The sequence below is a fragment of the Corynebacterium massiliense DSM 45435 genome (genome assembly GCF_028609805.1).
Lineage (GTDB): Bacteria > Actinomycetota > Actinomycetes > Mycobacteriales > Mycobacteriaceae > Corynebacterium > Corynebacterium massiliense.
In genome coordinates, this window is the sequence record NZ_CP063189.1 from 1349787 (window position 1) to 1362242 (window position 12456).

Annotated in this window: 11 protein-coding genes; 1 reads left to right on the forward strand and 10 read right to left on the reverse strand. The window is 65.7% G+C overall.

The features are described 5' to 3' along the window. Positions 1 to 6 precede the first annotated feature (6 nt). The 3 genes from CMASS_RS06375 to pgsA all read right to left on the reverse strand — a co-directional run bounded on the left by CMASS_RS06375 (position 7) and on the right by pgsA (position 1630). On the reverse strand, positions 7 to 375 hold the full coding sequence (locus tag CMASS_RS06375; RefSeq protein WP_022862179.1) for a helix-turn-helix domain-containing protein: 369 nt from the start codon (positions 373 to 375) through the stop codon (positions 7 to 9). A 97-nt stretch (positions 376 to 472) separates the two neighbouring features. Further along, a complete protein-coding gene (locus CMASS_RS06380) occupies positions 473 to 1048 on the reverse strand; it encodes a CinA family protein (protein WP_022862180.1) in 576 nt (191 codons plus the stop codon). A 6-nt stretch (positions 1049 to 1054) separates the two neighbouring features. Continuing rightward, on the reverse strand, positions 1055 to 1630 hold the full coding sequence (gene pgsA, locus CMASS_RS06385) for a CDP-diacylglycerol--glycerol-3-phosphate 3-phosphatidyltransferase (RefSeq protein WP_022862181.1): 576 nt from the start codon (positions 1628 to 1630) through the stop codon (positions 1055 to 1057). A 71-nt stretch (positions 1631 to 1701) separates the two neighbouring features. Here pgsA and CMASS_RS06390 point away from each other — a divergent pair, with 71 nt between their 5' ends. After that, the gene (locus tag CMASS_RS06390; RefSeq protein ID WP_022862182.1) at positions 1702 to 1995 is read left to right on the forward strand and encodes a YciI family protein; all 294 of its coding nucleotides are present in this window, start codon (positions 1702 to 1704) and stop codon (positions 1993 to 1995) included. A 21-nt stretch (positions 1996 to 2016) separates the two neighbouring features. Here CMASS_RS06390 and CMASS_RS06395 read toward each other — a convergent pair whose 3' ends face one another. The 7 genes from CMASS_RS06395 to dapB form a co-directional block, all read right to left on the reverse strand. Next, positions 2017 to 3135 (reverse strand): TerC family protein, encoded by a 1119-nt coding sequence (locus CMASS_RS06395; RefSeq protein ID WP_022862183.1) that lies wholly within the window; start codon positions 3133 to 3135, stop codon positions 2017 to 2019. Between the two features lie 210 nt (positions 3136 to 3345). Further along, a complete protein-coding gene (locus CMASS_RS06400; protein WP_027018482.1) occupies positions 3346 to 6909 on the reverse strand; it encodes a DNA translocase FtsK in 3564 nt (1187 codons plus the stop codon). A gap of 144 nt (positions 6910 to 7053) precedes the next feature. Beyond that, positions 7054 to 7680 carry a TIGR03085 family metal-binding protein gene (locus CMASS_RS06405; protein ID WP_022862185.1) on the reverse strand — a complete coding sequence of 209 codons (627 nt, stop codon included), beginning with the start codon at positions 7678 to 7680 and terminating at the stop codon, positions 7054 to 7056. A gap of 90 nt (positions 7681 to 7770) precedes the next feature. Beyond that, entirely contained in the window at positions 7771 to 9939 is a 2169-nt protein-coding gene (locus tag CMASS_RS06410; RefSeq protein ID WP_022862186.1) for a ribonuclease J, read from the reverse strand. 2 nt (positions 9940 to 9941) lie between these two features. Continuing rightward, positions 9942 to 10850 (reverse strand): 4-hydroxy-tetrahydrodipicolinate synthase, encoded by a 909-nt coding sequence (gene dapA, locus CMASS_RS06415; protein ID WP_027018483.1) that lies wholly within the window; start codon positions 10848 to 10850, stop codon positions 9942 to 9944. 80 nt (positions 10851 to 10930) lie between these two features. Continuing rightward, entirely contained in the window at positions 10931 to 11686 is a 756-nt protein-coding gene (locus CMASS_RS06420; RefSeq protein ID WP_022862188.1) for an FAD-dependent thymidylate synthase, read from the reverse strand. 3 nt (positions 11687 to 11689) lie between these two features. Continuing rightward, positions 11690 to 12436 carry a 4-hydroxy-tetrahydrodipicolinate reductase gene (dapB, locus tag CMASS_RS06425; protein WP_022862189.1) on the reverse strand — a complete coding sequence of 249 codons (747 nt, stop codon included), beginning with the start codon at positions 12434 to 12436 and terminating at the stop codon, positions 11690 to 11692. Between the last annotated feature and the right edge of the window lie 20 nt (positions 12437 to 12456).

Sequence of the window (12456 nt, forward strand, 5' to 3'; positions counted from 1 at the left end):
CGGAGACTAAAACTCCGCCGCGGCCGGGGTGGTGTGCGCCAGTTCCTCGTCGACGGAGGGAAGGGCCATGTAGCCGGCAGCTTCAATGAGCACGTCGGACACCGCGACGTTCAGGCCGTGGCAGACTGCAGCGAGAAGCTCGGAAGAGACCTCCTTGCGGCCGCGCTCCAACTCAGAGAGATAACCCGGGGACACGCTGGCTTCGCCTGCAAGTTCGCGCAGCGTGACGCCCCGATCCGCGCGGAAGGCGCGCAGCGTAAGCCCGAGCGCCTCGCGCAGCAACGGCTCCGCAACTGCGTCAGCTGACGCGTGCGAGCCGGCAACGGACGCGTGGTCGATGCTTGGACGATCTAGAACTACAGTCGAATTGCTCATCAGTTTTAGTAACGAATCCTTGTCAGAATTTGTTCCCAGAGTGTGGTTCTCACAGCGTGTGAGGTTCGCACGGTGCGACTGGCTGTGTGCCTGGTTTCTAGCGTACCGCGGCAGGTCCCGGCTCCCCCTCCACTGCGGCGAGGAGAGCCTCGAATGCGCATCGCACAGCGGCGCGGCGGATGGTGGCACGATCCCCGGCGAGGACGCGAACCGGTGTCGCGGTCGCATCGGACAGGGCGAATTTGCCCAAGTTGCCGCTCGCCTCCGCGCGGTGGGCCGTGACTCCGTCCGGTGCGGCGATCCCGATAAATACCTCGCCGACTGGGTGCCCGTCCTGCGAGTCGGGCCCGGCAACCCCGGTCAGGGATACGCCCCACGTCGCGCCGCACGAGTCCTGCGCACCGGTGGCCATGGCACGCGCGGTGGACGCGGCCACCGGACCGTCGTTCTCCAACTGCTTTTCATCCACCCCGGCCAGAGAATGCTTCAGATCGGTCGCGTAGGTGATAAGCCCGCCGCGCAGTACCTGTGACGCCCCCGGCACGGTGGCCAGAGTGGCAGAGGCCAAGCCGGCGGTTAGCGATTCGCACAACGCCACGGTCTCGCCGCGCTCCCGGAGCGCACTGACAACGTCTCGGGCTAGCTCCTCGGGATCGGATACGTCAGCAGCCATTGAGGGTTAGTTCTCCTTTTTCGAATCGACCAAGTACTGCACACCGGTCACCACCGTGACCAAGACGGCCAACAGCATGACGATGAACGACGGGACGTCCATCCACGCCGGCAGCGGGCACAGATACAGCGCGACGGCGAGTGCCTGCAGGGTCGTCTTCAACTTGCCGCCGCGGGATGCCGGGACCACCTTCCCGTGGCGCAACAGCACCATCCGCCACACCGTGATGCCGAATTCGCGCAGCAGGATCACCACGGTCACCCACACCGGGAGCGCGGAGACGATGTTGAGACAGATGAGCGCGGTGGCCATCAGCGCCTTGTCGGCGATGGGATCGGCGATCTTGCCAAAGTTGGTCACCAGATTCTTCGCACGCGCGATATCGCCGTCAAGCTTGTCGGTGGCCATAAGCAGGACAAAGACGGCGAAACCCCACCAGTCGTGCCCGGTGAGCACCAACCACGCGAAGACCGGGATGAAAAGGATGCGCAGACTGGTCAGCACGTTGGGCACGTTCCAGTTCGAGACCTCTTCCCCGGCGGAGGGGCGGCGGGCAGCACTCGTCGGTGCCGCGGCTGTCACGTCTTCCCTGTCTCGTCCCGAATTAGTCACACCGAACACTCTACCTTCCACCCCCAGTAGGCTCGTTCACCGTGACGTACTTCGTGGTTTCCTATTCCTACCGAGCCGACAATCCTCGCCTCGATGCCCTTCTTTCCCAGCACGACGCCTACGTGCGCGAGCTAGCGTCCGCTGGGCGCATCGTGGCCGCGGGCCCGCTGACTGATTCGGCGGGCGGCACACTCATCATCGTCAAGCTGCCGGCCGATACCTCCGCCGCAGACACGCCCGCCGGCGTGCTGGAGCTGCTAGCCGATGACCCACTGATCAAGGCCGGAGTTGTGACGCAGCGCTGTGTTCGCCGCTGGGAGCCGGCGCGGCTGTAATCCCAGATCTCACCCGCACGCTTAAGCGTCCGGCAGGTCAGCCGCCGTCAGCTCGTCGGCACGCCCGACGTAGTCGCCGGCCTTGGTGCGCACAATCTTGTTGCCGAAATCGTCCCAGTCGTAGTGCGTGCCGGTATTCGAGACGTTGACGCCGCCCTGGGATTCGTCGCGTTTGTCGCGGATGACGGACGCGATGACGGTGATTGCGAGGACGCCGACGATGACCGCGAGCGAGACAAAGGTGGACACCTCTGGCACGGCGACGGACTCACCGCCGTTGATGAACGGCAGGTTGTTTTCGTGCAGCGCGTGCAGCATGAGCTTGACGCCGATAAAGCCCAGGATGATGGCGAGCCCGTACGGCAGGTACACCAGCCGGTCGAGCAGGCCGTCTAAAAGGAAATACATCTGGCGCAAGCCCATCAGCGCGAACGCGTTCGTGGTGAAGACGAGGAAAGCCTCGTTGGTCACGCCGTAAATGGCCGGGATGGAGTCGAACGCGAACATGACATCGATAAGGCCGATGGACACCAAGGCGACCGCCAGCGGGGTGAGCATGAATTTGCCGCGCTTGTCGTCGCGGTGCGTGAGCCGCTCGCCGTAGTAGCGGTGCGTGACGGGAATGACGCGGCGCAACACCTTGATGATGGTCATGTCGTCCGGGCTGGTCTCCGGGGCGTCGCGGACTTCATCGATAATCAGCTTGACTGCGGTGTATAGCAAGAAGAGCGCGAAGAGGTAGAAAACGTCCGACCACGCCTGGATCACCGCCGCGCCCAAAAGGATGAACACGAGTCGGCACAGCAGCGCGACGATGATGCCGATGAGCAGCACCTTCTGCTGGTACTGGCGCGGTATCTTGAACGCACCCATGATCAGCGCGAAGACGAAGAGGTTGTCTACCGAAAGGGCCAGCTCCGTGACGTAGCCGGTGTAGAACTGCATCGCGTGCTCGTGGTTCCACAGGCCCCAGATGACGAGGCCGAAAACCACCGCGAGGCTGACGTACACGGCGGTCCACGTGGCCGCCTCTTTCAGCGTCGGCTCGTGTGGGGTGCGCACATGGGAGTAGAAATCGAAGATGAAAAGGCCCAAGATCACTGCGCCGGTGACGGCCCAGATCCATACAGGGACACTCATGGGGTGATATACCTCCGGTCTGGTCTGTGACGATGGCGACCAGAGGTCTCCCCCACCCAAACCGGCCTGCATAGGCCAGTTCGGGTCGGCGGGACCGGGTGCGCACGACTCACTTGAACGGTGAGCCTGGGCACCGTGCTGACGATCCGCGCCGCTTTGTGGGGTACTCCCCTCTAGAACAACTCATAGTACCCAACTGCGGGGTGCTGGCTAGAACGCACCCGCCGAGCGGTTTCGGGTGGCTTGAACGACGCGGGTGGAGTTATGCCCGTCTGAGCCAGCTCTGGGCGATGCCCCGTCGGCCCCGGCGTTTCCTGCCTCTCCGGCAGACGCCTCGGGCGCCGCAGCACCATCGTCGTCTTCCTTCGGCGCATCCGCTGGGTCGCCGCCCTTGATCATCCAGATGATCGTGTCGAGCTCCTCGGGCTTGACCAAGACCTCGCGCGCCTTGGACCCCTCGGACGGGCCCACCACGCCGCGGGTTTCCATCAGGTCCATCAGGCGGCCCGCCTTGGCAAAGCCAATGCGGAGCTTGCGCTGGAGCATCGATGTGGAGCCGAGCTGCGAGGTGACCACGAGGTCAACTGCCTCGAGCAGATCGTCCATGTCCTTGCCGATGTCGTCGTCGATGTCCTTTTTCGCATCCGACTTCTTTTCCTCGGTCACGCCCTCGGTGTAGTTCGGCTCCGCCTGCGCCTTGGAGGCGCCCACCACGGCCATGATCTCGTCATCGGAAACGAATGCGCCTTGCACACGGATGGGTTTGCCGCCCTGCGGGATGAAGAGCGCATCGCCCATGCCGATGAGCTTTTCCGCGCCCGCCTGGTCCAGGATGACGCGCGAGTCCGTCAGCGAGGAGGTGGCGAATGCCAGCCGTGACGGAACGTTGGTCTTGATCAGGCCGGTGACCACGTCCACGGACGGACGCTGCGTCGCCAGCACCAAGTGGATGCCGGCGGCACGCGCCTTCTGGGTGATGCGCACGATGGAGTCCTCGATCTCCTTCGGGGCGGTCATCATCAAGTCGGCGAGCTCGTCCACCACGCACACGATGAACGGGTACGGGCGCATCTCCCGCTCGGAGCCCGGGGGCGCTTGGATCTCGCCGGAGCGCACCTTGCGGTTGAAATCCTTGATGTGGCGCACGCGCGCGGACTTCATGTCCAGGTAGCGCTGCTCCATTTCCTCCACGAGCCACTGCAGCGCCGCCGCGGCCTTCTTCGGCTGCGTGATGATCGGCGTGATGAGGTGCGGGATGCCCTCGTACGGGGTGAGCTCCACCATCTTCGGGTCAACGAGGATGAGGCGGACATCGTCAGGCGTTGCCCGCGTCAACAGCGACACCAACAGCGAGTTCACGAAGGCGGACTTACCGGAACCGGTGGCACCGGCAACCAGCAGGTGCGGCATCTTCTGCACCGAAGCGGAGACCAGCTCGCCCTCGATGTCCTTGCCCAGTCCGATGAGCATCGGGTCCGGATCGCCGGTATTCGACGGCGACTCGAGCACCTCGCGCAGTCGCACCATCTCGCGGTCCGGGTTCGGCACCTCGATGCCCACGGCGGACTTGCCCGGGATCGGAGTGAGCAGGCGGACGTTTTCGTTCGCCACCGCATAAGCGATGTTGGACTGCAGGTTGGTGATCTTCGAGACCTTGACGCCCGGCCCCAGCTCCACCTCGTAGCGGGTAACCGTCGGGCCACGGCTGAAGCCGGTCACGCTGGCGTTGACCTTGAACTCGTCGAAGACAGCCGTGAGTGCATCGATGATGCGGTCGTTGACCTCGGTGCGCTGCTTCGCCGGCGTGCCCGCCACCAGCAGGTCGGCGCTCGGTGCCGTGTAGTCCAGCGTCTCGAGCGCACCCGCACCAGACGCAGAGGCCGTACCTGCCGCGCTTGCCGATGTCCCGTCCTCAGCGTCCGCTTTCGCCTGCGCGTCGGCGGCGGTGCCGGTGGCCGGGTCCATCCCGGAACGGGCAATGATGGCCTGCCGCATCGCCTCGCGGGAGTTGGCCACCGCGTCGGGTGCCTCCGCACTATTCGACGCCGCTTGGGTGCCCGCAGCCGGTAGGACCTGGGTTGATTCAGTCGACGGCGCTGCCGCCTGTCGCTGCGCCGGCTTCTGTTGCGCTGGCTTGTGCTGCGCCGACGAACGGGCCGGTGTTGCGGCGGCGCCGGCACCGGCACCGGCACCGGCATTTTGGCCAGAATTGTGCACGGCCGGGAACTGTTCCGTATCGGCCGCGGACGGGCGGGCAGCCGCCGTGGACTGCGTCCCCTCCGCGGGCTGCGTTCCTGCCGCAGGCTGTTCCGCAGTCGATCGCGACGCGGGTGTAGCTGGCGCATCGATCACGCGCGTGTCCGCACTGTCGTCGTGGTCCGAGGAACGGTGACCGCCGAACAGGCCGCCTTGCGCCGGCTCGCCAGCGCCTGCTGCACCCGCTGCACCGGCAGCGCCTGCTGCGCCCGCTGCGCTCGCCCCCGTGCCGGCGCCCGCGCCGCGCGAGAAGAGGTTCTTTCCCAGACCGGCAAGGCCGGAGCTGCGGCGGGCGGACGTCTCCCGGCCGGTGGACGTTTCCCGACCGGTGCCGGGCTGACGTTGCGCGACACCACGGTGGGAGGAGCGGTCTTCCCTGCGGCGGCCAGCGGCGATCGAGTCGATGTCGTCCGCGACGTGTCCGTACTGGTCGTTCGGGTCAACCGCACCCGCCGCATCTGCGTCGCCGGCGTCGGCATCGCACGTTCCGCGTCGGCCCGCGATCTCGTCGCGCAGGTAGTCGATCGCCTCACGGGTGGTCACCCCGGTGACCTGGAGAGCTCCGTAGACGATGACGAGGATGAGAAGCGGAACTGCGACAAAACTGGAGAACCCAGCCGCTAGAAGCCCGCCGGTCCAAGCTCCCACGGCGCCGCCGGCGGATTCACGGCCCGCCCAGTCCGCGGGGTTTCCGGCAAAGACGTGAATCAACCCGAGCATCGCCACGACGATGACCGTCGTGCCGATAGCCACGCGCGGAGTCACCCGGCCGCCATTGCCACCCCAGTCGAGCATGAACGCCAGTGCGACGAGAACCAGCCCGACGGGCAGAATGAGCGCACCGGCGCCGATCACCACGTGGACCGCGCGGGCGATCGCGCCGCCGATAGGCCCGGCAACGCCGAACCACACCGACGCGCCGATAATCGCGGCGAGCGCGAGCAGGATAAGTCCCAGGGCGTCCGGGCTAATGGACTGGCGAGTACCGGCAGCGGAGTCGCTCGGGTCGTCGCCGTCGCCTTCCCCAAACGGGTTAGCAGGCGCGCCCGCCGAATCCTCACCAGCGGCCGGGTAATCGGTGTCCGCCTCGGCGTCCAGTGCTGCCGCGTTCGCGTCCTCATTCGCGCTCGCTTTCACGGCGCTTGCCTTGGTGATCTTCGAGGCGCGCTTGCGGCGCGGGGTGTGCGGGGCGGTCTCCGAAATCTTCTGCGTCTCCTCTGCTGCGTCAGTCTGATCACGAGTCAAGTCTGGAGACTCGTCGTACACCGATTCGTCACTGGGTTTGAGGCTCTGTAGCGCATTGCCCACCCCGCGGCCGAGGCCAGAAAAAGCCCCGCCGATGCCGCGCCCCACAGCACGAAAAGCGCTGCCGGTTCGCTCGTTAGAGTACGCGGCAGCGCGGTGCGACGACGTGACGGTCAGTTCACTGGGAGCGCGTCCGGCCGGGCGGGAACGGCTCGCTGCGTGTGCAGACGAGGTCTCCCGGCGCCGGCTGGACGGGGCATTGCGGACAGACATGCGTGTAACTCTATCCCCTCAATGCCCTTACATTCACATTCACCACACATGCCTCAGTAACTTTTTCGTTATGGCGGAACTACGACCGTGTGGCCGGGAGACTGCCAGGCCCGCGCGGCCACGAAGCCACCCAGGCCTATGCACCTAGAGAGCGGAGCGACGCACCGCACTCTCGTCGCCGTCGATGGTAACCTCGACGGCGTCGCGTCCGAAGGCCCACAGCAAGAGCTCGCCGGGTTCGCCGGCAACGCGCACGATGTCATCGCCACGCTCGGCTACCCCGCGCTTGTCCGCCGCCACAATCGGCTTGTGGTCGGTCGGCTGCAGGACCACCGGCTTGGTGGAGCCGCGGAGGAAGACCTTGCCGGCCGCGGAAAGGGATTTCACAAACTGGTCGTTCACCGCGGCTGAGAACTCGCGCGGGCGGGCCGTGCCGTCGCCGCGTCGCACGTCTTCGTGGTGGACGAAATGCTCAGCAAAGTTGGCACCGCTATCTAGAAGGCGCCAGGGATTCAGCTTCCCGGGGCCGCTTGCCCACGCATCGACAAGCTCGTCGTAATCGCGCTCTTTGACCTGCGCGGTGACCTCATCGAGGTGGCCGCTTAGCGGAGAAATGAACATTCCCGCCGCGGCATCGGGTCGGTTCTCGCGCAGCCACAGGTGCGCGGCCATGTCGCGGGTGGTCCACCCTTCGCACAGCGTCGGCGCGTCGGGGCCTACGGAATGAAGCAGTTCAGCGAGGCGTTCGCGTTCCCGAGAAGAAAAAGACATGGCCCCCACCCTATCCCTGTTCACGGGAAAAGGTGAGGGCCAGACGCCTCCCAAGTTCAGGCTTGGGAGGCGGAGCGGGCCGCGGTGTGTTTACAACGACTCGCGGGAGTTATCCACCTCGTCGTCCTCGATGTCCAGGGTGTCCCCGGAGGTCGGGACGATGGTCGGCAGAATGACCGGCTCGCGCTTCCACTTGGTCTCCAAGTGCTTAGACACCTTCCGGCGCAGCTTCTGCACCATGCGGTAGGTGTCGTTTTCGCCCTCGGCAGCCAGGTCGTTCATGGTGTTTTCTACCAGTTCGGCGACCTGCGGGATGATCTTGCGATCGTCCTCCGAGACACCGGTAGTGGAGACCGCTGGGTGCTCGAGCAACCGGGAGGTGCGGTTGTCGGTCACACAGGTAATGGACACGACACCGCCGCTACCCAGATTGGTGCGGTCAGCCAGGATGTCGGCGTCCACATCGCCCATCGTGATGCCGTCGACGTACAGGTGGCCGACCTGCTTCTGGCCGACGACCTTGGCGCGGCCATTGTGCAGATCAACAACCACGCCGTTTTGCGCGAGGACCACGCGGTCCCGAGCCACGCCGGTGGAGATGGCCAGCTCCTTGTTCGCACGCAGGTGACGCCACTCGCCGTGGACCGGCATGGCGTTGCGCGGGCGGGCTGCGTTGTACAGGAAGAGCAGCTCGCCGGAGTAGCCGTGGCCGGAGGCGTGGACGTTGGCTTCCTTGCTGGTGACAACCTCGGCGCCGATCTGCGACAACATGTTGATGACGCCGAAGACAGCCTCCTCGTTGCCCGGAATGAGCGAGGAGGAAAAGACGATGAGGTCGCCATCGCGCACGGTGATCTGACGGTGCTCACGGCGGGCCATGCGCGACAGCGCCGCCATCGGTTCGCCCTGGGTGCCCGTGGTGATGAGCAGCGTCTTGTGCGGTGCCATCTTCGCCGCCTCGTCGATCGGCACGACGGTGCCGCGCGGAACCTTGAGGAAGCCCATCTTCTCGGCGATCTCCATGTTGCGCATCATGGAACGGCCGTTGAAGGCCACCTTGCGGCCGGAGGCAACCGCGGCATCGATAGCCGCCTGCACGCGGTAGACGTTCGACGCGAAGGAGGCGATGATAACGCGCTGCTTCGCGTTGGCCACCAGGCGCTTGAAGGTGGACGGGATCCCGGCCTCGGAGTTGGACACGCCCGGCACGGTCGCGTTGGTCGAGTCACAAAGCATGAGGTCGACGCCCTCGTCGCCGTAGCGCGACAGCGCCGGCAGATCCGTCGGGCGGCCATCCAGCGGGGTCTGATCCAGCTTGATGTCGCCGGTGTGGATGATGTTGCCGGCCGGGGTGCCCAGCATGATGCCGAGCGCGTCCGGAATCGAGTGGTTCACTGCCCAGAAGCGGGCGCGGAACGGGCCGTAGGTCACATCGGACTGTTCGTTGACCTCGATGAACTTCGGGCGCTGACGGTGCTCCTTACACTTCGCCGCGATAAGCGCGATGGTAAAGCGCGACGCGACAATCGGGATATCGGAGCGCAGCTTGAGCAGCCACGGGATCGCGCCGATGTGGTCCTCGTGCGCGTGCGTGACGATGAGGGCCTCCACCCGATCGAGCTTGTCCTCGATGGGGCCGAAGTCCGGCAAGATGAGGTCCACGCCCGGTTCGTCGGAGGTCGGGAACAGCACGCCACAGTCGATGATGAGCAGGCGGCCGTCGTACTCGAAGACGGTCATGTTGCGGCCGATCTCCGAGATGCCGCCCAGCGCGTAAATGCGCAGGGCGTTCTTCGGCTGCTTCGGCGGCTCCGGCAGGCGCTTGGTCAGATCCGCGCCTTGCATCGACTTAGGCACGTTGCGGTGGCCCCGGCCGCCGCGGCCGCCGCGGTTCTTGCCGCCGTGGCCATTGCCACCATTGCCGCCGTTGCCGTTACCGTTTCCGCGGCCGCGTCCACGGCCCCCGCGGGAGCCACGGGAGCGGCCGCCTCGGCGGCCATTGCCATTGCCGTTGCCGCCGTTACCGTTGCCGCCCTTGCCGTGGTCGTTTCCGCCGTTGCCGTTGTTTTTGCCGTTGCCGCGGCCATTGCCCTCGCCGCCGTCATGGCTGCCCTGGTTGGCGCCATTCTGGTCGGCCTTGGCCGGGGCCTGAAAAACGGGCGAAGCCGCCTCGTTCGAGGCGGTGCTTTGCGTATCCGCCTCGGTCGGTGGACCCGCCTTGCGGGTGACCTTCCGGGCGCGATTACGGGGTTCGTTCATATTTAGAGGACTCCAGCTTTCTCCATATCGCGGCGGAGCTCCTCCACCTGGGCGTCGGTCGCACCGACCACCGGCAGGCGGGGCTCTCCTACCTCAAAGCCCTGCAGGCGCAGAGCTGCCTTTGCAAAAGTAGTGCCGCCCAGGCGCCCCTGCGCATGGGTAAGCGGCAAAAGAACATTCGCGTTGATGTCCCTTGCGCGAGCAAGGTCACCTTCGTCGAAGGAAGTGTAGAGCTCAGCGAGAGCGCGCGGCGCTGCGTGGCCGATGACCGAAATGAAGCCGGACGCGCCGACGGACAGCCACGGCAGGTTCAGCGGATCGTCACCGGAGTACCACGCAAGACCGGTCTCCCGCATGAGGTATGAGGCCGTCGGGAGGTCGCCCTTTGCGTCCTTGACGGCGGTGATGTTCGGCAGTTCCGCGAGCCGACGAATGGTGTCAGTTTCAATCGGAATGCCCGAGCGTCCAGGAATGTCATACAGGCAAATCGGCAGGTCGGTCGCCTCCGCTACCGCAGTGAAGTGAGCGCGCACACCCTCCTGGCTCGGCTTGGAGTAGTACGGCGTGACCACCAGCAGCGAATCCGCGCCAGCATCGGCGGTCTTTTGAACCAAGTCGACCGTGGTCGCGGTGTTGTTGGTACCAGCGCCCGCGACGATGGCCGCCCGGTCGCCGACCTCGTCCTTAATTTCCTTCATGAACTCAAGCTTTTCCTCCACCGACGTCGTGGGGGACTCCCCCGTCGTGCCGGCGAGGATGAGAGCATCGACCCCCTCGTCCACGAGGTGGGTAGCAAGACGACGACCGGCCTCAATGTCGATGGCGCCGTCCTCCGTGAACGGAGTGACCATAGCGACACCGATGCGGCCGAAAGAATCGATCCCTGTCTGTGCTGTCATACCTGTGCTCATGGGTGTACAGACTACCCGCTGACGTACCGCACGTGGGCATCAGGGAGGTTCACCGGCGAGTCTCCGGCGTGCTTGGCGGCCTAGCTCGGGGGCGCCTCGACCATCTCACCGCCGTCCGGCGCGGCGACGATGTGCAAGTCATCGAAAAGCACCGGCGCCACCGGCGCGATTTCCCGCAGGCACTCCACGGCGATGGTCCGGATTTCCGGATCGGAGTGGGCACGCCCGCGCTGGGCGATGAAGTCCCGCCAATCCCGCACGCTGCCAGTGACCACGACCGACGAGGTTGTGCCGTCCGGCAACACCACGCGTGCTACCTGCCGGGCCCGCTGGGCGCGGATGAGCGGGTTCGGCTCCTCGCTCAGTGACTCCTCTACCGCCGCGACCAGCTCGTCGTAGACGAATTGCATGTCCCGAAAGGACTCGCGGACGAGGCGCGAAAGTTGCTCATCGTCGGCGATGGCCGCAGGCACCACGCCCTCCGCCGGGCGGTTCTGAGCCCGGTGGGCGGTGGTCGCAGTGACCGTCAGGCGCCCGCAGCTGGTGACGTCGTTACAGGCCGTGCAGCTAATACCGGCGATGTAGACCGTCACGGTGGCGTGGGCGAGGAAATCTGCCGAGCCAATTTCCAGGATGTGCCGCATGAACGAGGCGTTGTCCGCGGTGAGCGGATTGGGCCTGTCAAAGGTGCGGAAACTCGCGCGGCCGGCAAACTCGGTGACAAGCTCCGCATCGGTCGCGCCCTCAGTGGTTTCCCACGGCACGCCCGGCGGCGTGTGGAAAGAGGGAGTGGCCAGCAGGTGGACGCTGGGAGCCGGGGTGGTTGCCTCGCCCATTGGCTACAGGTCCATGTACTTGTCCAGGCCCACCACGAGCCCCGGGTGGCCGGCGATCTCGCGCACACCGAGCAGCACACCCGGGGTGAACGAGTCGCGGTCGTAGGAATCCTGGCGGATGGTCAGCGACTGCCCCTGCGCGCCGAAGATGACCTCCTGGTGCGCCACCATGCCGCGGGTACGTACAGCGTGCACCGGGATGCCATCAACGTCGGCGCCGCGCGCGCCGTCCATGGCCTTTTCGGTCGCGTCCGGCATCTCCCCCAGCTCGGCGTCCCGGCGTGCCTTGGCGATGCCCTGCGCTGTGTGGATGGCAGTGCCGGACGGCGCATCGAGCTTGGTCGGGTGGTGGAACTCGACGACCTCGGCGGTCTCAAAGTGACGCGCCGCCTGGTTGGCCAGCGCCATCATGACCACGGCGGAGATAGCGAAGTTCGGCGCGATGAGCACGTTGCCCGCGCCGTCCTTTTCGCACCATTTCTCCACCTGGTTGAGGCGCTCTTCGTCAAAGCCACTGGTGCCCACCACGCAGTGGATGCCGTTGCCAATGCAGAACTCGAGGTTCGCCATCACCGAGTCTGGCTGGGTGAAATCGACGATGACCTCCGCGTGGTTGTTCACCAACGTCTGCAGGTCGTCCTCACGGCCCAAAGCCGCGACCAACTCGAGGTCGTCCGCGGCCTTAACGCCTTCCACGATGGCCTGGCCGACTCGTCCCTGCGCTCCCAAAACACCGACATTGATAGCCATAAGCGCCGATCACACACCTT

Coding starts and splice junctions, on each gene's coding strand:
- CMASS_RS06375 (WP_022862179.1), bottom strand. CDS start 375: ATGAGCAATTCGACTGTAGTTCTAGATCGTCCAAGCATCGACCACGCG.
- CMASS_RS06380 (WP_022862180.1), bottom strand. CDS start 1,048: ATGGCTGCTGACGTATCCGATCCCGAGGAGCTAGCCCGAGACGTTGTC.
- CMASS_RS06395 (WP_022862183.1), bottom strand. CDS start 3,135: ATGAGTGTCCCTGTATGGATCTGGGCCGTCACCGGCGCAGTGATCTTG.
- CMASS_RS06400 (WP_027018482.1), bottom strand. CDS start 6,909: ATGTCTGTCCGCAATGCCCCGTCCAGCCGGCGCCGGGAGACCTCGTCT.
- CMASS_RS06405 (WP_022862185.1), bottom strand. CDS start 7,680: ATGTCTTTTTCTTCTCGGGAACGCGAACGCCTCGCTGAACTGCTTCAT.
- CMASS_RS06410 (WP_022862186.1), bottom strand. CDS start 9,939: ATGAACGAACCCCGTAATCGCGCCCGGAAGGTCACCCGCAAGGCGGGT.
- dapA (WP_027018483.1), bottom strand. CDS start 10,850: ATGAGCACAGGTATGACAGCACAGACAGGGATCGATTCTTTCGGCCGC.
- CMASS_RS06420 (WP_022862188.1), bottom strand. CDS start 11,686: ATGGGCGAGGCAACCACCCCGGCTCCCAGCGTCCACCTGCTGGCCACT.
- dapB (WP_022862189.1), bottom strand. CDS start 12,436: ATGGCTATCAATGTCGGTGTTTTGGGAGCGCAGGGACGAGTCGGCCAG.